We start from the raw sequence: 26,067 nt of genomic DNA, 5'->3' as shown, positions 1-26,067 counted from the left end.
AATCACTTCGCTCTACAAGGGCAAATTAGTGTCTTAGTTTCGGCAGAGATTGTAAATTCAGCAAATGGTTCGAAATTTCGGACCATTTGCTTTACATTGTCGTAGCCTTTGTTGACTCCGTCAGTGTTTCGCATCCAATAATCGTAGGCTTCGTCGCTATCATAGTCGCAAAATTGCTTCAAAATTGATGCTGAAACGTAGCCAGATTGATGCCATCCGTTCCAACAATGGAAATAGATTGGACCCTCGTTTTTACGATTGATAACATCATAAACCATCTGAATGATTTGCTTGATTTCAGCTTTTGAATTGCCCGTAATCTGGTGGTAATTTAGAGTATTGCCGTTGGCTTCGAGTTGCTTTTCAGACGAATCAAAGTTCTTGGAGTAAAGATAGACAGCATCCGAGAAGCCTTCGATGCACAAATTCATCATACCGTCGGGAGGCAAAGGATTGTGATTGTCGCGTTTGGCGGTATTGTGGTAGTAGTTATTTGCACCGCCACGATAAGCTACGCCATGTAAAATGGGGCGCATATTTCGTGTACCGTATAATTCAGGGTGCCCGTTGCCGAAATTATCAGTGATTTTCTCGTCTGTGCAATTCACTTTATATCGCTCCGAATAGTAATGAACTTGCTCGTCCAAAGTTTTCATCTGAGCTTGAACGCCGATGAAGCCCATGAACACAAATAAAATCGGTACAAGTATGAATTTTAACTTTTTCGCTACGAAATATCTATTTTGCATTTTTATAATCCTCTATTTAAAGCTATTTTACACGAAGCAAGAGGAATATGATTTTATGAACGATTTCAAACTAAAACAAAAAGCTGCCTCAGAGAAGCAGCTTTCGTTTATAAACACATACACAAGATGATTACTTATATTCAGCCATACCGCTCAATTTCACAGTATATTCTTTGTTTGTTTCATTGAAAGTGATATTCATTTTAGACGGATACCAACCTGCCGCCGGATATTTTGCAGGTTTTTTGATAGCTTTGTCCAAATTTGGTTTAGTTTTCAAATATTCTATTGTTATCATCGGCTCATAGAAGTGCATTTTGCCGTCGTAATAGCCATATATGAAAGTTTCGGTAAAAGTACCACCATTGAGTTCTGGTGAAGTCATATCAATAGCATGAAGCCCCATCTTGGGGATAACAACACTTCCCTGAGGTATCATATACCCTTCGGCTATGTAGTCAGCTTCAGGCATTTTATAAGCTTTTTCCTCATCCTCTCCTATTCCGGAGATACCGTCACGAGTTACTTCATCAATCATATAAAAATGTATGTCGAAGTGTGGGACATCATAAATTCCGGGTGGTTCGTGTCCCATTGGACTCCAATCAATTGAAATATGCTTTACATTTGTTGGTCCGGCTTGCGCAGGAACGGATAAAACCAATTCGGACATTTGGTCTCCAAGCCCTTCTAAAGAAGTTTCGCTGAAAACAATTCCAATCGCAGCAGGATTGCCCGAATTGTCCAATTCTACGAAACTTTTGGCATTCCCGTTTCCGAGTACTTTAGTTTCGGAATAAAATGTTCCGGCTTTAGAATTATTTGTGGCATCATCAGAACATGAAACCAAAACAATTGCGAATAACGCAATAAGTGATAAAATCAATCTATACATAAAAGCATTCCCTTATAAAAAGTTAGACTTAACAGAAAATTAACATACACAAACGTAATAAATATTTTAGTTTTCACAAAATTTTTTTTAAAAAAATATTCATAGTAGGAAAAATTTTTGCGGACAAACAAAATAATTGCCTGGAACTAAAATTTTTTTTATGTTTGAAACTAAATTTTATTCGTTACGTATTATAATTTTTTTTATGTTTAAAGTAAGCATTTTTACAAATTAAATTTTTTGTTTTAAATTCAGGGAGTGTTTTTATGAGCAAAGGTTTACGTATAGCAGCAATTGCAATCGTTGTAATTATAGTAATAATCAGCGGATTGTTTATTTATATATCCAATTTTCTGCCGAATATATCAGCTGCACAGGATTTGAAGGTTGAATTAACCGATGAACGTGTAGAGCGAGGCAAATACTTAGCAAACCATGTGATGCTATGTATGGATTGCCATGCAGAAAGAGATTTCTCGCTTTTTGCGGGACCACCTAAACCGGGAACGATGGCTGCCGGAGGTGATATTTTTGACCAATCAATGGGTTTCCCGGGAGTGTTTGTATCTAAGAATATTACTCCATTCGGGATTGGGGATTGGACTGACGGTGAATTGTTCCGATTATTAACTACAGGTGTAAATCGTGACGGTGACCCGATTTTCCCCGTAATGCCATATATGAATTATGGCAAAATGGACCCCGAGGACATCAAATCGGTTATTGCATATCTTCGTACTTTGGAACCGATTGAAACTAATCATCCGGAATCAAAAGCAGATTTCCCGATGAGTTTAATTATGCGGACAATTCCTGTTGAAGCAGATTTGCAGCCTATGCCGTCGAAATCAAGTATTGTTGAATACGGACAATATTTGACAAATGCCGCTGCTTGTGCAGATTGCCACACTAAATTTGAAAAAGGAAAATTTGTTGGCGAATTATTAGCCGGAGGACGGGAATTCACATTTCCTGACGGTACACTAATGAGAACTCCAAACCTTACGCCTCATGCGACAGGTTTAGCAAGTTGGACAGAGGAAGCATTTGTCAATAAATTCAAATCTTTCGTTGATAGTGCTTATGTGCCTCACCCTGTCAAACCCGGCGAATTTCAAACATTTATGCCGTGGCAAATGTATGGTGGCATGGATGAAGAAGATTTGAGGGCAATTTACGCTTATTTACGAAGTCTCCCTCCTGTTGACAACCAAGTGACATTAATCACAGCAGCCAAGAAATAAGATTAATTCTTCATTTAAACTTAAAAAGGACGCGTATAAAAGCGTCCTTTTTTTTGTAATTTTTAATGTCTAAAAGCATGATAATTAATATTAATCAACCATTTAATATTCCGAGAAAAGAATTATAAGTTGATTCATCAATTAGCTGTTCAGAATAAGCTAAAGTTACAGTTGCTAATGACATAGCAATGTAAGCATCTCGCAAATGAGGCTGTTGGGCTAATTTTTCGATATGCGATTTAACTACATCAACATCACCCCTTGCGATTGGTCCCGTCAAGGGAAAACTCTTATCGCCCAAACTATTAATATTATTCTCGAGAGTTGTTTTCAAGATTTCGGGCAAAAATACAGAGGAATCAACTCCTGATGTCTCAGCTATTTGCTTTGCTAATTGAATAGCTGCCGTCATTAGATTGGATGAAGCTACTGCCGATAGGTGATATAAAGACTTTTGTTTCAGCACATTAGCACTCAATCTAACCGGAATTCCCTTTAGCGATGCAATTATTAATTCAACCGTTGAATAAATTTCATCACTTGATTCAATGCCCCAAGGAATATTATTGAATGATGAAATATTTTCGGCAAAAAAGGTTTGGTATGGATGGCAGGCTGCTACATTTGCACCCTTATCAATTAATGGCTGGAAAATATCAATTCCGATGGAACCTGCACAATGTATATAAAATGTTATAGCATGATTGATAGCATTATTAGCAGTCAATTTCTGAATTGCTCCGGATAAATTCTTGTCATCGGTACAAATGAATATGCAATCGCAATTTATATCTATCGTATTAATTGAGCGATAAACTGTTGATGTCCCTGCTAATTGCGTAATTTTGTCATAACTCGAATTCGACCGTGCTACAAGCCAGCTTAATTTATTATCCTTCGATAATAATTTAATTAAACTTGTGCCTAATTTTCCTGTGCCGATAACTCCAAATTTCATATTTATCAAGGATTAATTTCTATTTCAAAAGCATCTTTCGAATCTTTAATTAAATATCCAGCATCAATGATTTTCGCTCTCAATTCATCCGCTAATGCCCAATTTTTATCCTTTTTAGCTTGCAATCTTGCTTCGGCTAATTCAGTTATTTCGCTTGGAATTAGCTTTTCCGTAGTTGGGCGTTGCTCAAATTGCCAAATGGCAAAAATATGATTAAGTTCGTTCAGAAACGCAAGCATTTCATTTTTAGATTCAGAATCGGCATCTGCTGCTTTATTTTCATTCATAAAAACAAACAAATTAGCCAAAGCTTTGGGTGTATGCAAGTCATTGCCCAATTCGCCAAAAACCGAATCGCGTAATTTAGCAACGTCGAAAGCATTTTTTCCTAAATTTGAATCGTCCATCAAATCGTAAATATATTCTTGAATTCGCATTCTTGCTTTGCGAGCAGCCGAAATGCCATCATGAGTGAAATTATATTTTGTGCGATAATGAGCCGAAAGCATCGCAAACCTTATGTCGAGCGGGTCGAGAGATTTGTTGATTAAATCACGCAAAGTAAAGAAATTTCCTGCGGATTTGGACATCTTTTCGCCTTCGACTTCCAGAAAATCATTGTGCACCCAATAACTGGTAGGCTCGCAACCGTAACCGGCTTTGCTTTGAGCGATTTCATCTTCATGATGCGGAAATTTCAGGTCCACCCCACCGGTATGAATATCAAAAGGCAGCCCGAGCAATTCATATTCCATCGCCGAGCATTCGATGTGCCAGCCCGGACGCCCGGGATAGTTATTGCCGTCAATTTCAAAATCCCACTGTGGCTCGCTCTCTTTGGGCGCTTTCCACAGCACAAAATCGCAAGCATGTTCGCGCTCATATTCGTCGGCATCAATTCTGGTACCAGGTTTGAAATTTTCGAAATCAATTTTGTAAAGTTTGCCATAAACATCGCTCTGTCTCCACTTAGCGACGTCAAAATAGACCGAGCCACCTGCAACATAAGCATATCCATTTTGGATGATTTGTTTAATCAAAGTCTGCATTTCCTCGATATAATCGGTAGCAGCGGGCAAAGCGTAGAAATCTTCGACGTCAATCCCCAAACTCGAAATGTCCTCTGTGAAGGAATCGAAATAAAACTCAGTTAACATTCTCAAATTTTCAATTGCAGATTCGGTTTGCTCGCCCATTTCCGGTAACCACGCTTCGGAGCCGATTCGGCTGTCGCGAATCGTCTTGTCGTCAATGTCGGTGATGTTCATTACCCATTGCAAATCATATTTTCCGACCACTCTGAGCACGCGTTGCAAGAGGTCTGCCATCAGGAAAGCCCTCATATTGCCGATGTGGGCATAGTTATACACCGTCGGACCGCACGAATACATGCGAACAGTGTTATCCGAAATTGGCTCGAATTCTTCGATTGTCTTACTTAGCGAGTTATATAGTTTGATTTTCATTTCGTTTCCATTCTTCTAAATTTAAAATTCAAGTGCAATGACGATTCAATTCATATGATATGACTAAAATGAAAAGTAAATTTTGCCGTCTCGTCAGTTGTTCTATAGTTAGTGAATCGTCAATTGCTACAAAAACGACTATAATACAAGATTCATCCCTATTCTTCAATTACAACAACTGACGTGACATGAATTCATATGATATGACTAAAATGAAAAGTAAATTTTTTATTTTGTTAATCAATCCGTAATTTTAAATTCTTTATAAATGTAAATTGAAAAAATTATTTTGGAAAAGTTAATATGAGCAACTCAAGTTCGCATGTAATTAAAAGAGCATTAATATCAGTCTCGGACAAAAGCGGTATTGTAGAATTCAGCAAGGAATTGGTCTCACTCGGGGTCGAAATTTTTTCCACAGGTGGCACGGCAGACCTATTGAATAGAAACGGTGTCGCCGTGAAATCAGTGAGTGAGATGACCGATTTCCCGGAAATTTTGGGCGGTAGAGTCAAAACTTTGCACCCAAACATTCACGCAGGAATATTAGCAGACTTAGGCAAGCCCGACCATTTGAAGCAAATGCAAGAGCACGCAATCACTTCGATTGATTTGCTAATCGTCAATCTCTACCCATTCGAGGAGGTTTACTACAACGACAATGCGACTCACGAGGAATTAATCGAAAATATTGACATCGGCGGACCCACAATGTTGCGCGCTGCTGCCAAAAATTACAAATGGACATTGCCTGTCGTCAATCCCGAGCAATACGACGAAATAATCGAATTGATGAAGAAAAATGGCAACACGATTCCCGAAGCATTTCGTGCAAAATTAGCCGGAGAAGTGTTCTCACTCACATCCTATTACGATTCGCTGATTTCGCAATATCTGAACAAATTCAACAAAATCGAAATCCCAACACGAATGACAATCCCTGTAAACAAAGAATACGACTTGCGTTACGGCGAAAACCCGCATCAAAAAGCGGCACTGTTGGGACGATTCAGCAAAGTGTTCGCGAAAATTCACGGAAAAGAGCTGTCGTTCAATAATATTTTGGATATAAACGCCGCTGCAAAGCTGATAATCGAATTTGACGAGCCGACTGTAGCAATTATAAAGCATACAAATCCATGCGGAGTCGGGACTGCTACCACACTTGCAGAAGCATACCAAAAAGCATTTGCCACAGATACGGTTTCGCCATTCGGTGGGATAATTGCCGTGAATCGCAAAATAGACCTTGATTCGGCACTTGCGATGCACGATATTTTCACAGAAGTCATAATTGCACCCGATTTCAGCTACGACGCATTAGAACTGCTGACCCGCAAGAAAGACAGACGCTTAATCAAAGCCGATTACGACTTAATTCCTGATTTCACAGGTACTGATGTTCGTTCGGTAGTGGGTGGATTTTTGTTGCAAGATGAAAACAAAGAACTTTTCGACGAAAGCAAAATGCAAATCGTCACACAGCGCAAACCGAGCGAATCCGAGTATAAAGCCTTGATGTTTGCGTGGAAAATTTGCAAGCACGTAAAATCGAACGCCATTGTGTATTGTGCCGACGACCGGACAATGGGAATCGGTGCCGGGCAAATGTCGCGTGTGGATTCGTCGAGAATCGCAGTCGAAAAAGCAAAATTGATGGGGCTCGACCTTGATGGCACCGTCGTAGCATCAGACGCATTCTTCCCCTTTGCAGACGGCTTGATGGAAGCAGCCAAAGCCGGAGCCACAGCAATTATTCAGCCCGGTGGTTCAGTTCGCGACGAAGAAGTCATCAAAGCCGCCGACGCCAACAACTTAGCAATGATATTCACGGGGATGAGACACTTTAAGCATTGAGGGGGAATAACCAAATCCGAAAAATTAAGACAAAGAACCTTACCCCTACCCTCTCCGAAGGATAGGGTGCAAGAAAAAAACATAACCCACGAAGGAATTCGTGGTTTTTTTGTTTTGATGGGTTTGTAACAAAGACGGAACGGATAGCTCATTCTACTTTTCGAATTATATCCATTTCATCTTTTGTCAACCTTCGGTGTATTATCCAATTACCTTTACTACGAATCTCTATATAACCAAACTCATCTCCAATCGTATATCTATACGTATCATTAGGCTTAGCCAAGTCAATGAAATGTTCAAATTTAAGCCTTTCCAATTCTTGTTTACCCAAACTACCATCGGATATGCTGATGCTTTTGTCATTGTCTTGATAAGTCTCGTCTTTAAAAATGAAAACCGGAGAATTAATTGTTTGATTACCACCAACAATTGGACGTAAATGATAATTCCAAGTAGTTGTTCTTGAAGTTTTTCCACTTGTTATAGTCATAGAGGATGATGTTGTTGGACCATATACAATCACAAAACTCTCGAAATCCGGCATCAATACCGAATCTTCTTTAAAATCAATTGTAATTTCAACTTTAATAATTTCGTCGAATTCATAATAGTCTTTATCAGTTGTAAGTTTGACACTTTGCCCAAATATTGAACTTGTTATTAAAATAAGCATACTAATCATAATAACTATATGATTCATTATAAACCTCGAAATTTGAAAAGATAATACAAAAATAAATATTTTCGCGACAATTCAAATACAAATTTTTTGTTTAGTTTTGGGAACAATCAAAATCATTATCCCACGAATGAATTCGTGGGCTATGTTAATAAATTATCAAGTTGCTTTTCGTTATAATAAATACTTTTCTTTAAAGCCCGAAAGTTGTTGTTGAATAGATTGATTAGTCGTGGAATTTGAAACACTGACAAAGAGTTTGTCCCAAGTTGCAGCAAAAAAATGTCCGTGGTAATTTGATTCTAAGAATTCCGTTTTTACTCTTTCTGCTCCGCTTCTAACTTTGTCATTGCCCTCAGGGTAAATGAAAATTACGTAAGAATTGTCGTCAATGTGAATTAAGTTTCTTAGAATTTGATAATTACTAAAGAATTTCCGTGTATCGTGAAAAGATGGTTTGAGTGGTCTCAAAAACTTTGAATAAACTTCGTCAAACTTTTGGGAATTGATTTTAGCTTTTCCAAACTCCTCTTCTGTGTACTTTATCTCAAAGTGTAATTTTTTTCCCGACATCGTCTCAAAGAAGAAATCAAAACATGTTGGTCTTCTGTTAAATTGTGCCTCTATGCCTTTCTTCTCGAAGCAAACTGTGTCGTAATTTACGGTTTCGTTTGCAAGTCCAAGAAACTCAGTTATCAGTTCAAGTTTCCGTTCTATATAAAGAGGGAAGAAAAAATTGAAGCACATTGCTTGTGAGGAGTTCAAATGGTGAAAGTCCATATGAAGTTTGATATGTTTCTTTTCTAAGTATTCGACAAGTGCCTTCCTGTATGTCGGTAGTAAATTGTGATCTCTCTTGTCCTCAGGTAAAATGTGATGATAAGATTTCTTATTCATTCTCCAAAATCCGTCTGGAAAGTCAGGAAAATTTGTCTTTTTGTAGTTTGCCAGTCGTGCTTTTGTCTCATAGCTGAATTTCATAATTACTCGGTCTCCTAAGAACTATTGTTAATTAGTTTATATATGCCAAAATGCTTCTTAAAGTCTGATTTCACGTGGATAGAACTCGAAAGTGAAATAGCTAATATCGAGTGCAAGAGCTAAGGCTTTCATTTTTGGTCTATCACCAATTTCAACTTCTTCCAATTCATCGTAAGCTTTGCAGCCGGGAACGACTAATACTGCAGGTTTTACTTTTATAGTATCAGGGTCAACAGGGTTGAAAACTTTGTTTAAAATGAATTTTTGATTATTAAAATAATCGTTTATTAGCTTGGTTTTATCAACAACTTTAAAATATGTAAAGCTTTCAAGACTTGCCTTTAATAAGGTCTCTTTATTTGCTTCATATTTTAGTTCTATTAAATATAATGTTTTGGTATTATCGTTAAATGAAATCAAATCAATTTTCCCGAGACCACTATTTTGTAATGTATCTTTTAAAGGGATTTGATAGTCTTTTATTAATCCTAAACCTTCTAATTTTAGCCCGGTAATTCGCTTAGCAAATATTTCTTCATTTCTATTACTTTCGCAAATATCAATTTCAATGTTGCAATGATTCTCTCTATAATATGATTCTGTCCTTGTAACAGTGGGTATTTTGTCAAATTCTTTCAAATTTCTCAACAATTCATTTGCAATAATCTCTGTGTAAAATTCATCTGTATCCTTTGTTTTTCCAGTCCAATTCACACAATTGTCTTTGTAAAGGTCTTTAATAAACGGAAGTTCCTTTTCCAATTCATTAATTGTTTCTAATTTTGTTTTCATAATATTCTCCTTATAATTCGATTTATTCAAAAAACTACAATATGTTAAATTGCTATTAGAAATACTCCACATACAAACTTACCAAATTGAAATGAATAATAAAAATAATCTCCCCTCAACCCATGAATTCATGGCTATGTTGGTTCCGTCGTTATAACAATGACACCACGTGACGTTAATAAAAATAGCCCACAAATTAATCTGTGGGCTTTGTTGGTGCTGTCTTTGTAACAAAGTTGATACAAAAAAGGTGCTACGCACAAGGCTTGGTCTTAGTCTGTGTATTGCGTTTTTTGAAGTATTCCAAGATTTCTTCTTTTGTCATTTTGGATAGCTTTTCACTCAATCTATCTCTCTGTTGGCGCATATATTTTACAGCGTCAAATGTTTTTTCAGTCGTCTTCATATCTTTCAAATTCAACAGTTAATAAGTCTATCTTCCTAAATATTTACCATTTTACAAACTTACAACAAAGACGTGTAAAAAGCAAAAATAATCATTGCTCATTTGCTGTCAGTTGTAACAACTAACAGGACTTCACTTTATAACAAAAAAGCCCACAAATTAATTTTGTGGGCTTTGGAAATTTGGTGATTATGTGTAATTAATCGAAATGCTTGATATTTATTATCCAGTCGTGTTTGTCCTCGATTTCGCCGTATTGGATGCCGGTGATTTGGTCGTAGAATTTTTTTGCATATTCGCCGATTTGCATATCGTTGATGACAATTGTTTCGCCGTTGTAGTGCAATTGCCCGACGGGGGAAATAACTGCTGCTGTTCCGGTTCCGAAGACTTCGTTTAATTTGCCTTCGGCATGTGCATCGAATACTTCTTCGATGGCGATTGACCGTTCGGAAATCGGAATGCCGAAATCTTTGGCAAGTGTGAGCACTGTGTCGCGCGTAACGCCTTCCAATATCGAGCCTGATGCGAGTGGCGGCGTAATCAAAGTGCCGTCAATTACGAACATTATGTTCATCGCCCCAACTTCGTCCACAAAATGCCTGCCGACACCGTCCAACCATAGCACTTGCGAGTAACCCGCTTTTTTTGCTTGTTCGCTCGCCAATAGCGATGCAGCGTAGTTGCCTGCGGTCTTTGCTGTGCCGAGTCCACCTCGTACTGCACGAACGAAATCTTTGGCTACTGAAATTTTCACGGGCGCCATTCCCTCAGGATAGTAGGATGCAACGGGCGATGTCATGATTATGTGTTTGAAAGTTTTTGATGAATGTACACCTAAGAAGTTGCCGTCACCGAAAACTACGGGGCGAATGTAGAGTGAGTGCCCTCTGGTGCGTGGCACCCAATGGTGGTCCACTTTGATTAATTGGACTAAGGCATCCATGAATTGTTGCTCGTCGAAAGGTGGAATAACGACCCGCGAGCCTGAATGATTCAGACGTTTGGCGTTTCTGTCAATTCGGAATAAATTCACGGAACCATCAACAGAGCGGAATGCTTTCAGCCCTTCGAAAATTGATTGTCCGTAATGCAAAGTGCACATAGCAGGTTCGCACGGAAATGGTCCGTATGGAATGATTTCGCCTTCGTTCCATTCTCCGTCCTTATAATTTGAAACATAAATATGGTCGGATAAATAAACTCCAAACCCGAGATTATCCCAATTCACACTATTATGCTTTGATACTTGTGTTTTTGTAATTTTAATATTTGCCATTTTTTTCTCCTTAATAATTTTTATTTATTCGGTTAAATCTTAATAAATATATTCAGTTGCAATATCTCTCGGAATTGCTTTTAATATTTCAATTTCTTTTTTCAAATCGTCAGTTAGTACAGCGTATTTTGCCAAAATTTCGCCGGCTTTGTCATAATCGCCGTTCACTTGTGTCATAAGTATTAAATTGGCTAATTCGCCCATTTTTTCAAAAAATAAATCATCGTTCAAATCAAGTTTGCCCTCGGCAGTTGTAAATATTACTCCTTGCTCTTTGAGATAGTTCAGCTGAACCAAATTTGCGTTGTAATGAGCACCCGAGCCAAATCTAATTGAACGATAAAGCCCTGCGAGATAGGTTGCTTTTGCTTTTTCGATATATTCTTGGTCTTTGATACCACTTTCGAGCAAATATTTATGATTGTACATGCTCAATGCATCAGCTTTGCATTCTTCGATAGCCGAATATCTCTCTTTCAGAGCATTTCTGATTTCCATATTTTTTTTGCCGCTTACATATTTTGGTCCCAAAGCGTGCGAAACTTCGTGCAGAGTGACAAAACTTGTGAATGCTTTTTTGTCAACGTATTTATTGCGTTCCGGTGTCAGCAAAGTTTTGCCGATTTCCGCTACGATTTTATCAAATTTGGCTTCCATATGATTTTTGAACATGGAGAGTTTTCTGCCTTTGGCTTCGGCAACTTTCGGGTCGTTTGGCAAAGCAGAAGCAATTGTTTTCACGCCTTGGTTGCAATCTCCGCCGAAATAAACAACATTAACGACTTGAATTACGTTGCCTTCGCCAATATTTTTTTGCTTGAATTTATTTTCAAGGGGCAATGAATTTTCAAAATTTTGCATGTTGCTTTTGTACAATTCAAGTTCGGCTGTAGCTTCAAAATCTTTTACCAATACAACGGCTTCGTGAGCAGTTTTGTAGTTGAATAATTCATCTTGATAATTTTCGATTGGACCGATTACCACATCAACATTGTTGCCTTCGAGTTCCATCCACGCCAAATCGCTTTCGTAGTAATCATCTGTTCTTGTTGCCGTAGCTCGTAATTGCAGATATTTTTTGAGAGATGGGTTATCGGCAAGTTCTGCGGCTTCGTCGAGCAAACGTGCGAGCATTTCGGTCTTTTCATACATTTGATGGTATGGAACAGCTTTGAGCGTACCATTGTCACGTACGATGATAGTATATTGGCTCTTGAAAGCCTCTGCTTGGTCAGGGTTAGCTGCAATAAATGCGTCAAACTCTTCTTTAGTCATGTCTTCGGGGTAAAATCCGCCACCTTGGGGTCTTTTCGCAGCTCCTGAGCCCACAAATCTGTCATTATCGTAAAGTGGGTCGTATGGACCGTAATTAATCATGACATACTTGAGAAAATCTTTCGCTTCATCAGTATTCAAAGCCATCAGCGAATCGCGCGTTTTGATTGCATCGTGTGTGGATTGTTCCCAGAAAATTTCGTCAATAATTTTCCCGGCTTCGATAAGTTTGGCAACGAGCGCTCTTTCGCGTTCAGTAAGCCCGGACAAATCAGTTTTGAGCGTCACGGGTGCATAAGCATTGATTCTTTCAATGACCATAGCGTGTTCATCACTCATCTTAGGCTCCTCTATTACTTCCTTTTCAGCACATGATACAAATGCAAAAGACACAAAAAGCACTAAACTCAATAATTTTTTCATCTTTTTTAAACCTTTTTTCAAATTTACATCTAAAACATATTCCAAATTACAAACAATGTATTGTATAACAAAATGAAAAAAGCACTTATATGAATTTTATGTCATAAATTTTAAAAAATGTTAACACAAGAAAACAGATGATTTGCCATTATTTGCTTTATTTTCAATGCTTTAACAGAATTTTCAGTTAAAAACACCTTTGAACATGTTGTATAGCTTCATGATTTTTTTGACAAAGCTAGGCTGTTAATATGTACTTTTTTAGTATCTTGGTATCCGTTGTTGTCTCAATTGCTTCATTAAATTTTGAAAATTTTCATATAACCAATTTTACTTAATAGATGAAATATAGTTACAAAGATGGCGGGCTGGTATTAGGTTTAATAGTGTTTTTCATACTGCTAATCTTTCCGGTCAGCGATGAACCGGTAGCATCGAGAATGGCTGCAATTGCAGTGTTGATGGGTATTTGGTGGATGACTGAGGCATTGCCATTGGCAGCGACATCCCTTGTACCGCTGCTGCTATTCCCATTATTGGGCATCATCAATGCCACTGAAACCGCCAAAGAGTACTTCAACTCTACAATTGCGATTTATATTGGCGGATTTTTGATAGCGCTATCAATGCAAAGGTGGGATTTGCACCGAAGATTGGCTCTCAAAACCATTTTGGTGATTGGCAAAGGTCCTTCGGGAATTGTTCTCGGGTTTATGATTGCATCAGCTTTCATTTCGATGTTGATTTCCAATGTAGCCACCACTGTGATGCTTCTGCCGATTGGAATGGCAATAATTTTGAAAGTAGAAGAAAGTTTCAAATCCGAAATTACGAAAGAATTTAGCCTCAGCTTGATGCTTGGGATTGCCTATGCGGCATCAATCGGTGGCGTAGCGACTCTTATCGGTACAGCACCAAACTTGATTTTCAAACGAATTTATGAAATGAATTTCCCTGAAGCCGGTGAAATTACTTTCGGCTCGTGGTTTTTGTTTGGATTTCCGATTGCTATGATAATGTTAGCTTTAGCGTGGATTGTTCTGACAAAAATTTTATACAAGCCATCGCCCGAACTCGTGATGAATAATGACGTAATTCGCGAAGAATACAAATTACTCGGTAAAATGGCGTTTGAGGAGAAGATGGTTGCAATAATCGCCGGGATGACAGCGCTGTTGTGGCTTACAAGGACAAATCTCGAAATTGGAGAATTGATGCTACCGGGTTGGGGGCAATTGCTCCCATTTGTCGATATGATTGACGATGCCACGATAGCGATTTTTTCGGGATTGCTATTGTTTATAATACCAGCTAAAAAGCGTCCACACAGACTTTCACAAGATACAGTATTCATGAAAATCCCATGGGATGTGATTTTAATTTTTGGCGGAGGATTTGCTCTTGCCAAAGGTTTTACAGTATCGGGATTGTCCGAAGTAATCGGCAGCGTTTTGACCGGAATTACCGATATTCACCCATTAATACTAACATTGACAGTTTGTCTGCTTTTAACGTTCCTGACTGAATTAACATCAAACACTGCAACAACTAACACCGTATTGCCAATTCTTGCAGCAGCGGCGATAGCAGGTGGCATAAATCCACTATATTTGATGTTGCCCGCAACATTATCCGCATCTTTTGCATTTATGCTGCCGGTAGCAACTCCACCAAACGCAATAGTTTACGGTTCGGGCAAAATCAAAGTCGAACAGATGATGAAAGCGGGTATAGTTCTCAATTTAATAGGTGTGCTCGTCATTACGGGCATGTTTAAGTTATTTGGTACAAGTGTTTTCGGTAACTGATAGTTCGGCTAAAAAAGCGTATATTTGTAGCTTGTATATTGTAGAATTAACAGATTACGAAAATGGCTTATTCATTCAGTGAAATAGAACAAAAATGGCAATTGTATTGGTTGCAAAACGAAGTTTACAAAACAGGCGAATCTACCGATAAACCAAAATTTTACGTACTTGATATGTTCCCGTATCCAAGTGGTGCAGGGCTTCATATCGGGCATCCTGAGGGCTACACGGCGACTGATATCATAGCGCGATTTAAGCGAATGAAGGGATTCAACGTGTTGCATCCGATGGGATTCGATGCTTTCGGTTTGCCTACCGAGCGATATAGCATGACAACGGGAATTCACCCGATTGATGCCACCAAAGCGAATGTTGACAATTTCAAGCGCCAACTTAATTTGCTGGGCTTAAGTTATGATTGGTCACGCGAAATTAATACCACAGAGCCGAATTACTACAAGTGGACTCAATGGATGTTTTTGATGATTTACAATTCCTGGTATGATGATAAAGCGGCTAAATCGCGTCCAATAAGCGAATTGCCAATTCCCGAAAATTTAAAATCGCAGAAAGAAATCGACGATTACATTGACAGCAAAAGATTAGCTTTCATTGATATGATTCCCGTGAATTGGTGTGAAGCCTTAGGCACAGTTTTGGCGAATGAGGAAGTTGAGGAATGGAAAGGCAAGGGCTACACCGTTGAAAAGAAGCCAATGCGCCAATGGATGCTCCGAATCACAGCCTATGCCGAAAGATTGCTTAACGACTTGGATTTGGTCGAATGGCCCAACTCTACTCGCGATATGCAATTGAATTGGATTGGCAGAAGCGAAGGTGCCGAAATTCAATTCGTTGCTGAAACAGGTGATGTCATCACAGTTTTCACAACTCGCCCTGATACTGTTTTCGGTGCTACTTATTTAGTGCTTGCGCCGGAACATAAATTGGTCAGTAAAGTGACAACAGATGAGCAAAAAAGCAAGATTCAGGATTATATTGATGTTTCGATTTTGAAAAGCGACATCGAACGCCAAGATTTGACAAAGAAAAAAACGGGAGTCTTTACAGGTGGATATGCCATCAATCCAGCTTCAGGCGAAAGAATTGAAATTTGGATTGCAGATTATGTTTTGGCTCAATACGGCACAGGTGCAATCATGGCTGTACCCGGACATGACGAGCGCGACCATGAGTTCGCTTTACAGATGAAACTTCCGATTAAAATGGTCGTCAAGCCTAAAGATAGCGATGATTGGGACATAATGACTTCCGCTTTTACAGAAAAAAATGGATTTTCCGTTAATTCTGAAAATTCTGAAGTGAAATTAAGCGGATTGCCCACAACAGAAGCTATTTCGACAATTATAACGTGGTTGGAATCTAAAAATATCGGCAAAGGGAAAATTCAATATAAATTGCGTGATTGGCTGTTTTCTCGGCAGCGTTATTGGGGCGAACCAATCCCAATAATGTTCTTCGAGGATGGCACTAAACGAGCGCTCGAAAATGATGAACTGCCCTTGATTTTGCCCGATGTTGAGCATTTCAAACCTGCCGGAACGGGCGAATCACCTTTGGCTAACGTCGAAAAATGGGTCAATTTCATTGACAAAAAGACCGGAAAAAAGGCGAAATTCGAGACTAACACTATGCCACAATGGGCTGGGAGCTGTTGGTATTATTTGCGATACATTGACCCGCATAACGACGATATTTTTTGCGATTCAGACAAAGAACGCTACTGGATGTCGCCGTCGGGGGTTGATTTATATGTTGGTGGCGCCGAACATGCCGTTTTGCATTTGCTTTATGCACGTTTTTGGCATAAGGTACTTTACGATTACGGCTATGTCTCCACTCCGGAACCGTTCAAGAAGCTGTTCCACCAAGGATTGATATTGGGTGAAGATGGCGAAAAAATGTCAAAATCTCGCGGGAATGTTGTCAATCCTGATGATATAGTGAAAGAATATGGCGCAGACTCGCTAAGATTGTACGAAATGTTTTTGGGTCCTTTGGAAGCTGTTAAGCCATGGCAAACCAACAATATAACAGGTGTGTTTAATTTCCTGAATCGTGCTTGGAGAATGATTGCAAGCGACGAAGGGACACTCTCTCCAAAGGTTGCTGATACTGCATTGAACCCCGAGCAAGAATATGTATTGAATTACACAATCAAAAAAGTTGCTGACGATATCGAGAATTTGAGCTTCAACACGGCGATTGCACAGATGATGATTTTTGTGAATGAGTTCACGAAAGCGGAAGTCAAGCCATTAGATGCGATGAAGAAATTTGTCCTATGTTTGGCGCCATTTGCACCTCACATAGCTGAGGAACTTTGGCAGATTTTGGGTCATACGCAAAGTGTCGTGTTCGAGGTATTCCCGGCTTATGATGATGCAAAAATCGTGCGGAACGAGATTGAATTTGTTGTGCAGGTCGGAGGCAAGATTCGCGCTAGAATTCAAGTAAATGTTGATTTGGCCCAAGAAGAATTAGAAGCACTCGCACTCGAAGATTCAGCCGTCCAAAAGCATATTGACGGCAAAGAAATTCGCAAAGTAATTTTCGTAAAGAATAAATTGATTAATTTTATCGTTTAAAAATTATGTTATTTAAAATGGGAGATGAATATTATTTTTCATCTCCCTTTTTTATTTTAATAAATAATTATTTAATTATTTATTCGAATTATAATACTCTGGTGATGAGGAAAGTGATGTGGAGTTTGTCATCCACTGACCCTGTCATAAATTGTGAGAAGTTAGTGTAAACGTTGTTGGAGAGCGCCACTTTGAAGAAGTGTCCCGCAGTTTCAATTTCCATTCCGAGCGAGTATGTGTTGTAGAATTGCCTCCAACCGTTCAATGTCGGGTTCGCTTCGGCAATCACGCTCCAGCGCTCATCGAAAAAGTATTGGGCGTATGCTCCCATTGTCCAGGAATTGATTGGCTCTTCGCAAAACAAATTAGCATTGTACAAAAATCCGGGTGAAATCCCCAATCCGAGCGACTTGCCAACCATAGTGTTTGCGATAATGAAACCGTAATATTGCCACAGTCTCGATTTATCCGCCGGTTCGTTCACAACTTTGGAATTATAAGCGACGCCACCATTCACAGCAATTGCTAAGGGCAAAACATCGCTATTAATTTCCAAAACTTTCCATTTTAGCTGTAAGTCTATATTTCCATTTAAATTACTACGTCCTAATTGTGCAAAGAGGTTATCCGCAATTCCGTAGCCTAAGCCTAAACGCATATAGATACTGCCGTCAAAGCCGAAAAGTTCATCAATGCCTTCTGAAACAGGCACAAGAAATTTATGCGAAATATGGAAATAAATATCGCCTTTTTGCAAAGTTTCCGTTGTGGGCAAATTTAATGCATCAGGCGATGAAAATAGTTGCAATGGCAATTCAGCAGGTGCTTCACGTTGCCAACTTGGTTGCGAATAGGCAATTATACAAGAAATAAATAAAAATAATATTACAAAATATTTCATGGTCTCCCCAATTAATTATTGCTTTTTACAAAAAAATCAAGCGTAAGTTGAATATCTTCGCTGATACGAACAAACATAAATTTCGGCACTTTAATATTATAATCAGGCAATTTTACGATAAATTGCGATTTTAGCTGATAGCCGTTTGGCACTTTATATATTTTACCATCGATTTTAATATCGCGAGTGACGCCGTGAATAAATATTTTACCGTTGACCACAACATCAAATTCGGTTTGAGAAATGTCTTTGACTGATGTAATATTGCCCTTGAAATTAGTAAATTGATATTTATCGGTATGCAAATAATCTTCGCGCATGTGGCGATTTCTAAGCCCGATTCCTGTATCAACGGAATTCAAATCAACCTCGAAATAAATCTCGGCATCTTTCAAATTATCTGATTTCATGTAAAGATAACCGTCAATCTTGTTTGTCACGCCGTCAAAACTTTCAACCGGTGTATCTGAGGTGAATTTGACAAGATTCTTCTTCGTCTTATCTACTTGATATTCTTGAGCATTAGCAAAATTAAATGCCACAAGAAATATTATTATATATATTAGGTTTTTCATTTCATTAAATCCTTAATTAATTATTTAAAGCTCCGTTTTCAATCCACACTCTCAATGTGTCAATCATGTATTGAGGTAGTTTTCCGGTTGGAGGCATTACGCTGCTTGTATTTGTATTAACTCTTTGGTATAAATAGCTGTTATCGGGGTCACCGGGTTCGATATACATTGTTTCACCGAATGCAATTTTATTAACAATATTATTATATGCCACTTCCGATGTCAAAACCAAGCCACCGGCAGGAATAGAACCTGCATGGCAACCGGAAAGTGCACAATTCTTCGTTAATAATTCTGTCTGAATCGAAGAGAAAGTAGCTACAAATTTGACATCATCCAAATTTGTAGGACATTCGCTCACAATTCCTTCTTCGCATGAAGCAATAAATATTGCAAAAATTCCAATAATTAATAATTTCTGAAACACAGTGACTCCTATCTATTTTTACTACTATTTATATTGACGAATTTAATCAAATACTTTACATTTGTTAATAATAATTAATTAACCGGGGTTTCGACAATAATTTGAACGGTACGGCAATAGCTGCGACCGAAAGGCGAATTATTATCAAAAAGCAAAATATCGCTGCCGATATTTCTAATTGCCAAATTCTCGGGTTTTACCTTTAATATTTTTTGCACTTCTGCCGTACGTCTGCCGGCAAGTTCGCGATTATATTCGAATTCACCTGTTCTATCTGCGTATCCCAAAATTGTAACTTTGGAATTTGGCTCAATTTTTTTCTTAATTTCATCAACAATTGATTTGTTAACTCCTTTAATATCAGCCTTATCATAATCGAACAAAATTAAAGAATACTTTTCGACGCGCTTATCATCTTTCATTTCAAAGCGTTTTTTGCGAATTGTAAGTTGCTTAATGTCGCGAGAATCAGTAACAGAGCCAATTTGCCCTAAATTATCCTTAACATCCAAATTAATTTGAACGGGTCTTTCCAAAGTCGGGATTGGTTTTATTTCGATGTCCCACCTTACTCTTTCAGGGTTGCCGGTACCTTTGAACTCACGCAATAATACATTATCTTGCATAATATTGATGCTCCATTCGGCTACTCCCGCGTCAGATTGGACGATTGGGTCTGCCATCAATGTTGGAGGATTCGCTTTGCGAATAATATCTTTCATACTGACAGGACTCAGAATCGCTGAATTATTAGAACTAATCTCGACTCTGCGGTTTTCCTCAACGCCTTCGGGACGGTCAACATTGCCCGGGAATTCGGGTAAATTGCGAGCTTGGATTGTCATTCGGTTTGGATTAATGTCCCACACAGTCTCTAAATATTTAGCTACATTATTCGCTCTTTGACGCGAAAGTTCTGTGTTGCCACGTTCGGAATTAGAGTTGCTGTTAGTTCCGGTCAATGTGATTTTTGCTGATGGATTTTCCTGCAGCCTTTTACCGACGATATTAAGCATGTGCGAATAAATTTCTAATGTTGCCCATGGTAATTCATCCATACTAAATTCGGGTTGCTGTGATTTTGTGAGCAAATTCAGTCGTGAGGAATTCAAATCAGACGAGTTTTCGGGAAAAAAGACATATGGCAATACGGGAAATAATTCCTCCGATTCAATTTCTTCGATAATTATTGTAGGATTCTCGACAACGGCACCGTCCGTTGATAATCCGTAAGTATTCAGAGCGACATTAAGTAAGGCATCTTTGGGCAATTCCTGCAAATAATTTTCGGTAACTGTGATGATTTCTACCTCAGTTGACGGGTCGAGCATGTTGAAGAGGCTCTTTCGACTTTCTGAAATCAATTTAATGCTTGGTGATTTCAATCCAACAACATAATTTGTCAAAGTATCGCGTTCGTATCTGTACTCTTGAATTCTTTTCATTTCTTGACTTTCGTAAACAGGGAATTTAACCGCCACACCTAATTTAAGATTTGAAGCATACCAAGATTCAGATGAAATTTTATTCAAAGCTTGATAATATCTAACTTCGGGAACCAAAAATGAATTTGGTCCAATCGGCACTTTGTAACCCAATCCGAGGTAAAGATGAAATAAAGTCCCTGGCAAACCCGGTATTTCATCGCCTTGGCTTTCGTTACGGATTCGGGATTGTTCATTTTTGAAAATCACATCATTTGGAGTGAGCAAAGTTTCTGATTGGTCGAAAGTTCCTTCCATTAGGAATCCAAGCCTGAAACCGCCCGAAAGCAGGAAGCCTTTTACAAATTCGTAATCCACACCGGGTTCGATATAAAAAGTTTGCAGCGACGATTCAATCAAATATTCCGATTCGGCGTTGGCTACACCAGTTGTTTCATGAGGTGGAGTGCTCGATACAAGTTCCGAATTACCGATGATTTGAGTTTCGGATAAATCTGCACCAAGCGAGTTAAGCCCAATGCGTGCAGTAATGTTTAGTTTGCTTTGCAAAGGGTATTCAAACAAGGCTCCGAAATCGAATCCGGTACCATTGCCGCCTGTAAATTTTGGGCAACAATTAGGATATCCGGGCAATTGTTGAAAGTCAGCAGTGTGCATATTCAGATTTAGTCCGCCATATGCACCCCAATAAAAAATTACATTTCGATTTTCTTGAGCATTAAGACAAATTGTAGTTATAATTAAAGCTAAAATTAAAAAATATTTTCTCATCATTTCCTCGTTATTTGGTTATCATAATTGGTAAAGTAAGAACTTGCGTTGGCGAACTGATTTCGGTATAATACAAGCCTGATGGCAATGATTCGATTCCAAAAGTCAATTCGTAAATTCCGCCCGGATTTGTATTTAAATATTCAGTATGAACTGTATTGCCGTTCAAATCTCTGATTGAAATAGTATGTGTGCCTTTTTCGAGTGCTCGAAGAGTCATTTTCACAAAGCCGTTAGCGGGGTTAGGCGACAAAACAGCCGAGAATGGTTCATTTCTCTCTAACAGACGTTCGTCGCCCTCCTCGCAAATTTCGATTGTAATCGAGCCCGAAGTTGTAGCGATTTCTTTCACTCGTGAGCCATAATTATGAGCAATATCACCGAGTTCAAGTATTGTAGATTTTTCATTGCCCAACATTGCATATCCGGTTAATTCGGTCAAAATAAATTCCTGCCCTACGCTATTGTTTAGCATAGTTGTTTCTATTGGAACCCGAATCTCAACTATGCGTTGATTGCCGATATAATTTTCACCGACTATTTGCCCATTACTCACAGCTACAGGATAATAAAGGCTGCGATTGAAGCTCAATATTATTGATTCGAGAATGAATTGGTCTGTAATTGGATTAACCATGTCAACTCTGGCATAAATCGGAACTTTGAAATTATCGTCGGTCGGGTCGGCTATTAAGTCCGGCATTCTAAGTGACATCGCAAATGATGGTGAGCCAGCACCATTCAAATCAAACGATACAATGCGTTCGCAACCGCCAACATTAAGCACCAATTCCATTGTTGCAGGATAATCAATTTCGTCTTGAGGAGTAAATGTGAAACTCATTGTCAAAGTATTGTTACTAAAAGCATCCAATACAAAATTAGTCGGGTCGGGTGTATAGCTCCATACAGTCGGGTCGCCTGTGAAATTGACCGACATAATTTGAACATTCCAAGGTCCTTGATTGACCAAAGTCCACTCTCCATTTTCAGAATCGCCAACGAAAGCATTCAAATTAATAGCCAATGGATTGGTAGTAATTTCACCTGAAATAACTACAGCTCTTAAAATGTATGAATAAGTTTCGATATTTCCGTTTCTATAAATATCAACTCTAAATTCGGCGAGATACTCACCATCTGCAGCACCATCGGAATCAAAGTAAATTTGAGCACCGGTTTGATTGAATGTAGGATTGATAGTATCCGGTGGATTGATAGCCGATTGGTCACTAAAAAATCTTCCGGTTGCATCAATCAAGTTTTCGCTCATAATTATGTATGGAGCGGACGAATTGTTCAGATAATCAAAAATCTTAAGATGGCGAATCGGGTCAACGATACATGGCGGGAATACACCCATTTCCAAAGTATCAACTTTAGTGACAGTGTTTGGTGTAGGAAAACTCAATACCACTTCATCCTCAAACATAATTGTTGGGTATGACAGCAAACCGTTTGCTCTGATAGGAATTTCGAGAGAATCAATACATGGCTTATCGAAATAAACTTTAATCGAACCATTCGTAATGCCGGCAGATTCGGAAATCAAGGTCACTGTAAACTCCGAATCACCAAATCCACTAATAGTCAGTGGGTTCGGCGCTCCTGCAACTAATCCCGGGAATTGAACCGACAGAGAAGAAATAAATTCCTCGAAATCGGCATTGTTTGTCATTACAATTTGCCGTTCAGTTTCGAATCCAACGTAAACATTTCCGAAATCTATTGAAGGCGGAGCAGCCGTAACATTGAATCCCATAACTTCGGCTGTAAGAGTGATTTCAATCGGGCTATTTTCAGGGTCATCAGTAGTTAGTACCAAACGAGCATTTTTCGCACCTGTTGCCGAGCCCATAGGGTCAAATTTCAATGCGATTGTAAATCCTGAAGGTGGATTCTCGTTCGCATTTAGCGTGATAGGATACTCGACCTGATTCGTAATTGTAAACATATCGGAATCTACTCCATCTATATCCGGCAAGTAAAATGTGATGTCTGTCGTTCCTGTATTTTGGATTTTAATAGTATCGAATGCTACCATGCAATGCGGCACACGACCGAAATCAACTAAATATTTGTCAATATCCAAAGCTGATTGGACAGCAGTGCCAAAGAGTTCAGTATTATTTTCGGCATCGCAACTAATATCACTTTTGACTGCAATCGAATTCAGAATTGCATTGAAATCACCTTCAGATGTTGGAGTAAATCTAACTGTCACTTCAAATTCAGCACCTATTGCAATGGTTGTTGGTGGTGCTGGAAACATGGAAACAACCGAAAAAGGATTGCCAATGCTCGGGAAATTTTCAAATCTCAGTGGCGTTGTGCCTGTATTTCGTAAAACGACGACTATATCTGATGATTGACCGACTCGAGTTTCAGGGAATGTGAAATCATCGGGATTGACACCGATTGTAGATAATTCGGGCTCGTCAACATCCGATACAAAAATGTCCACTAAAGCAGGATTTTGCAATGGGTCGTTATTAGGAATTCTGAGGCGATTTGAAATAAAAGTTTTATCACCACCCAAATATTGATATTTAACAACCACTTCGATTTTATCTCCGGGAGCGATACTAATATCACCTATGGGAGAATCAATCCAAAATCCGTTATTTCCAAACATCCAATTAACATCATCTAAAGTCACCAATAAATTATTATTTGCAGTAGCTTCATTTTCAATTTCAAAAGCAAATGTCAAAGTATCTCCCAAACAATGAATGCCTGAATATTCGGCTTTATCGGGGAAAATACCTTTAGCGTTGAGATCAACAAGGAAAATATTTGCAGCAGACTGGGACATAATATGAGTAGGGACAGCAACATAATCAATACTCGATGGATTTTTTATTTCTTGAACCGCTACGAGATAAAATATTTTGTCAGGTTCAGGCAATGTAATGTTTTGGTTCCAAATGCCCGAAAAATCCTCAGCAATTTCGCCAATTAAAGTCCAATCTGTACTTTCAGATTTCATATATAATTCAGTCTTGCCTTGGCGAGTGCTAGAATTCTGAAACCCGCGTAGAGTAAAATCACGAGTAACCCATTTGGAGCTGTCAGTTACAATTCCGCGAAAATTTGAAGCATTCGCGGGTGAAGTAGTTAAGCCACCTTGTGTTAGCACATCATAACGAAATCGTCCGGCTCCACCTGTTGTAGTGACCGAACCTCTTGTATTTGTTCCTCCTGCGACCTCTATTCCAATATTTGTTATATTAGATTTGGCATGGAGACCAATATGCCCACCGGAGCCGCTACCACCTTGGCTATCGCCACAACCGTTAATTGCGCCGCCTTTGCCTTTAGCACTCACTGAGATAGACTCGATGCTTGAAGCAAAAAGGCGTATGGCACCGCCACCGCCGCCACCTGCAGCAGAACAGTCAAAAGCACATTGTGGATTTCCTCCGGATCCTCCTGAACCACCTGCTATCGGAACGACCATATCATTACCATGAACAAAGCCGTTCGTGTTCCCTCTGCCGCCTTGCCCTATGGTAGCATAACCGGCTGCACCGCCCGGAGAATTTTGTTGGTAACCGCTTCCGGCACCAAATCCCCCATCGGGTTCGCAACTATTACCACTATTACATCCTGTACCTGATAATCCGAAAGGATGCCCTGTACCACCTGCAGCAGCTTCGTATGCAGGAGTTGTACCACCGAGGACAGCATTTATACTATAACCACCAATTTTATTATCAACAATCAAATTTGGACCGGTACCTACACCTGCAGCTGCATACGCATCACTTGTGACCGGATTTCCTGAACGATTTCTGCCACCGGGACCACCGCCTGTAAAGCCATCACCACCGCGAAAACCCATGCCTGTCCAGTCGCAAAAACTGCCACCACCACCGCCACCGCCGGGTCCGCCTTGTTGAACTAAATTATTTCCTTCTTCTCCGGCATTTACACTTATAATTGTACCCGTTGTGCCGCGAATTGGACCTTTGCTTAATAATACAAAAGGTAAATAAGCTTGGTTGCCATCTAAATTCGGGTCGCAATCATTCATCGAGACTTTATATTCTCTGCCACCAAGTTGGAGTGAATCAAATATCATTGCCCCTCTCGGAGAACGCACGCCCAAAGCTCCCGCACCAAAAACCACATCAGTTTGGTTGACATTTCCGTTGAAAAAAGGTCGCGGACGCACTATATAATAATTAAATGGAGCAGATTCTACCCCATTTACTACAACTTTTAATGGTATTACAAATTCGGGATTTAAGGTAAGAGCTTCAAAAGAATTGGGCGACAAAGTATGCGAAACGAATATCTGAGTCGAAATCATTCTGCCGTCCCAGCTTACTGCAATCGGTCCGATAGTAATTTTGGACGCATCAGCCGCATTGGCTGTAATCACCCGCACGTTATCACCAGGGTTGTTTAGGTGAAAACCGTCATTGCCGTATGTTTTGAAAACCTATAAGGTGCGATTATCTCTACGTAAATATTCATTCCCGGGGCGCCAATATCAGGGATGATATACGCAACTGGGGT

General features: G+C 39.1%; 19 protein-coding genes. 4 read left to right on the top strand and 15 right to left on the bottom strand.

What is annotated here, in order from left to right; genetic code table 11:
* Positions 1–2: 2 nt before the first annotated feature.
* The gene (locus M9949_13785) at positions 3–749 is read right to left on the bottom strand and encodes a hypothetical protein (GenBank protein ID MCO5252473.1); all 747 of its coding nucleotides are present in this window, start codon (positions 747–749) and stop codon (positions 3–5) included.
* 130 nt (positions 750–879) lie between these two features.
* Complete coding sequence (locus tag M9949_13780) at positions 880–1,644, bottom strand: DUF5602 domain-containing protein (GenBank protein MCO5252472.1); 765 nt, start codon at positions 1,642–1,644, stop codon at positions 880–882.
* A 266-nt stretch (positions 1,645–1,910) separates the two neighbouring features.
* On the opposite strand from M9949_13780, the gene M9949_13775 reads away from it, so the two are divergent.
* Complete coding sequence (locus tag M9949_13775; GenBank protein ID MCO5252471.1) at positions 1,911–2,888, top strand: cytochrome c; 978 nt, start codon at positions 1,911–1,913, stop codon at positions 2,886–2,888.
* A 94-nt stretch (positions 2,889–2,982) separates the two neighbouring features.
* On the opposite strand, the gene M9949_13770 is transcribed toward M9949_13775, so the two are convergent.
* Together M9949_13770 and cysS are read right to left on the bottom strand one after the other, a co-directional pair.
* Positions 2,983–3,846: a DUF2520 domain-containing protein gene (locus tag M9949_13770; protein ID MCO5252470.1), complete on the bottom strand. Its 864-nt coding sequence runs from the start codon at positions 3,844–3,846 to the stop codon at positions 2,983–2,985.
* 5 nt (positions 3,847–3,851) lie between these two features.
* Positions 3,852–5,312 (bottom strand): cysteine--tRNA ligase, encoded by a 1,461-nt coding sequence (gene cysS / locus M9949_13765; protein ID MCO5252469.1) that lies wholly within the window; start codon positions 5,310–5,312, stop codon positions 3,852–3,854.
* A gap of 303 nt (positions 5,313–5,615) precedes the next feature.
* On the opposite strand from cysS, the gene purH reads away from it, so the two are divergent.
* On the top strand, positions 5,616–7,169 hold the full coding sequence (gene purH / locus M9949_13760) for a bifunctional phosphoribosylaminoimidazolecarboxamide formyltransferase/IMP cyclohydrolase (protein MCO5252468.1): 1,554 nt from the start codon (positions 5,616–5,618) through the stop codon (positions 7,167–7,169).
* 148 nt (positions 7,170–7,317) lie between these two features.
* Here purH and M9949_13755 read toward each other — a convergent pair whose 3' ends face one another.
* From M9949_13755 to M9949_13730, 6 genes are all read right to left on the bottom strand, one after another.
* On the bottom strand, positions 7,318–7,872 hold the full coding sequence (locus M9949_13755) for a BatD family protein (protein ID MCO5252467.1): 555 nt from the start codon (positions 7,870–7,872) through the stop codon (positions 7,318–7,320).
* Positions 7,873–8,025: 153 nt separating this feature from the next.
* Positions 8,026–8,832 (bottom strand): hypothetical protein, encoded by an 807-nt coding sequence (locus M9949_13750; protein ID MCO5252466.1) that lies wholly within the window; start codon positions 8,830–8,832, stop codon positions 8,026–8,028.
* Positions 8,833–8,889: 57 nt separating this feature from the next.
* Positions 8,890–9,624, bottom strand: coding sequence for a hypothetical protein (locus M9949_13745; protein ID MCO5252465.1), 735 nt, complete (start codon positions 9,622–9,624; stop codon positions 8,890–8,892).
* A 253-nt stretch (positions 9,625–9,877) separates the two neighbouring features.
* On the bottom strand, positions 9,878–10,030 hold the full coding sequence (locus M9949_13740; GenBank protein ID MCO5252464.1) for a hypothetical protein: 153 nt from the start codon (positions 10,028–10,030) through the stop codon (positions 9,878–9,880).
* Positions 10,031–10,229: 199 nt separating this feature from the next.
* A complete protein-coding gene (locus M9949_13735; protein ID MCO5252463.1) occupies positions 10,230–11,309 on the bottom strand; it encodes a branched-chain amino acid aminotransferase in 1,080 nt (359 codons plus the stop codon).
* A 39-nt stretch (positions 11,310–11,348) separates the two neighbouring features.
* Positions 11,349–13,007, bottom strand: coding sequence for a hypothetical protein (locus M9949_13730; protein ID MCO5252462.1), 1,659 nt, complete (start codon positions 13,005–13,007; stop codon positions 11,349–11,351).
* Positions 13,008–13,348: 341 nt separating this feature from the next.
* Between M9949_13730 and M9949_13725 the strand changes: the two genes are divergently transcribed.
* Together M9949_13725 and leuS are read left to right on the top strand one after the other, a co-directional pair.
* Entirely contained in the window at positions 13,349–14,815 is a 1,467-nt protein-coding gene (locus tag M9949_13725; GenBank protein ID MCO5252461.1) for a DASS family sodium-coupled anion symporter, read from the top strand.
* Between the two features lie 62 nt (positions 14,816–14,877).
* Positions 14,878–17,424: a leucine--tRNA ligase gene (leuS, locus tag M9949_13720; GenBank protein ID MCO5252460.1), complete on the top strand. Its 2,547-nt coding sequence runs from the start codon at positions 14,878–14,880 to the stop codon at positions 17,422–17,424.
* 88 nt (positions 17,425–17,512) lie between these two features.
* Here leuS and M9949_13715 read toward each other — a convergent pair whose 3' ends face one another.
* The 5 genes from M9949_13715 to M9949_13695 form a co-directional block, all read right to left on the bottom strand.
* On the bottom strand, positions 17,513–18,325 hold the full coding sequence (locus M9949_13715) for a DUF5777 family beta-barrel protein (GenBank protein MCO5252459.1): 813 nt from the start codon (positions 18,323–18,325) through the stop codon (positions 17,513–17,515).
* A gap of 11 nt (positions 18,326–18,336) precedes the next feature.
* Complete coding sequence (locus tag M9949_13710; GenBank protein ID MCO5252458.1) at positions 18,337–18,900, bottom strand: YceI family protein; 564 nt, start codon at positions 18,898–18,900, stop codon at positions 18,337–18,339.
* Positions 18,901–18,916: 16 nt separating this feature from the next.
* On the bottom strand, positions 18,917–19,327 hold the full coding sequence (locus M9949_13705; GenBank protein MCO5252457.1) for a hypothetical protein: 411 nt from the start codon (positions 19,325–19,327) through the stop codon (positions 18,917–18,919).
* Between the two features lie 74 nt (positions 19,328–19,401).
* Positions 19,402–21,546, bottom strand: a complete 2,145-nt coding sequence (locus M9949_13700; protein MCO5252456.1) for an OmpA family protein — start codon at positions 21,544–21,546, stop codon at positions 19,402–19,404.
* Positions 21,547–21,553: 7 nt separating this feature from the next.
* Positions 21,554–25,936, bottom strand: a complete 4,383-nt coding sequence (locus M9949_13695; protein ID MCO5252455.1) for a choice-of-anchor D domain-containing protein — start codon at positions 25,934–25,936, stop codon at positions 21,554–21,556.
* Positions 25,937–26,067 lie beyond the last annotated feature (131 nt).

Origin of the sequence: Candidatus Kapaibacterium sp. (assembly GCA_023957315.1) — a bacterium.
Lineage (GTDB): Bacteria > Bacteroidota > Ignavibacteria > Kapaibacteriales > UBA2268 > PGYU01.
The sequence above is the reverse complement of the archived record's forward strand: the minus strand, read 5'-3'. Positions and strand labels throughout refer to the sequence as shown.

What these genes read in the sequence shown, in the direction of transcription:
- M9949_13775 (MCO5252471.1), top strand. Translation starts at nt 1,911, where the DNA reads ATGAGCAAAGGTTTACGTATAGCAGCAATTGCAATCGTTGTAATTATA.
- M9949_13755 (MCO5252467.1), bottom strand. Translation starts at nt 7,872, where the DNA reads ATGAATCATATAGTTATTATGATTAGTATGCTTATTTTAATAACAAGT.
- M9949_13745 (MCO5252465.1), bottom strand. Translation starts at nt 9,624, where the DNA reads ATGAAAACAAAATTAGAAACAATTAATGAATTGGAAAAGGAACTTCCG.
- leuS (MCO5252460.1), top strand. Translation starts at nt 14,878, where the DNA reads ATGGCTTATTCATTCAGTGAAATAGAACAAAAATGGCAATTGTATTGG.
- M9949_13730 (MCO5252462.1), bottom strand. Translation starts at nt 13,007, where the DNA reads ATGAAAAAATTATTGAGTTTAGTGCTTTTTGTGTCTTTTGCATTTGTA.
- cysS (MCO5252469.1), bottom strand. Translation starts at nt 5,312, where the DNA reads ATGAAAATCAAACTATATAACTCGCTAAGTAAGACAATCGAAGAATTC.
- purH (MCO5252468.1), top strand. Translation starts at nt 5,616, where the DNA reads ATGAGCAACTCAAGTTCGCATGTAATTAAAAGAGCATTAATATCAGTC.
- M9949_13715 (MCO5252459.1), bottom strand. Translation starts at nt 18,325, where the DNA reads ATGAAATATTTTGTAATATTATTTTTATTTATTTCTTGTATAATTGCC.
- M9949_13740 (MCO5252464.1), bottom strand. Translation starts at nt 10,030, where the DNA reads ATGAAGACGACTGAAAAAACATTTGACGCTGTAAAATATATGCGCCAA.
- M9949_13735 (MCO5252463.1), bottom strand. Translation starts at nt 11,309, where the DNA reads ATGGCAAATATTAAAATTACAAAAACACAAGTATCAAAGCATAATAGT.
- M9949_13780 (MCO5252472.1), bottom strand. Translation starts at nt 1,644, where the DNA reads ATGTATAGATTGATTTTATCACTTATTGCGTTATTCGCAATTGTTTTG.
- M9949_13725 (MCO5252461.1), top strand. Translation starts at nt 13,349, where the DNA reads ATGAAATATAGTTACAAAGATGGCGGGCTGGTATTAGGTTTAATAGTG.
- M9949_13750 (MCO5252466.1), bottom strand. Translation starts at nt 8,832, where the DNA reads ATGAAATTCAGCTATGAGACAAAAGCACGACTGGCAAACTACAAAAAG.
- M9949_13785 (MCO5252473.1), bottom strand. Translation starts at nt 749, where the DNA reads ATGCAAAATAGATATTTCGTAGCGAAAAAGTTAAAATTCATACTTGTA.
- M9949_13700 (MCO5252456.1), bottom strand. Translation starts at nt 21,546, where the DNA reads ATGATGAGAAAATATTTTTTAATTTTAGCTTTAATTATAACTACAATT.
- M9949_13710 (MCO5252458.1), bottom strand. Translation starts at nt 18,900, where the DNA reads ATGAAAAACCTAATATATATAATAATATTTCTTGTGGCATTTAATTTT.
- M9949_13770 (MCO5252470.1), bottom strand. Translation starts at nt 3,846, where the DNA reads ATGAAATTTGGAGTTATCGGCACAGGAAAATTAGGCACAAGTTTAATT.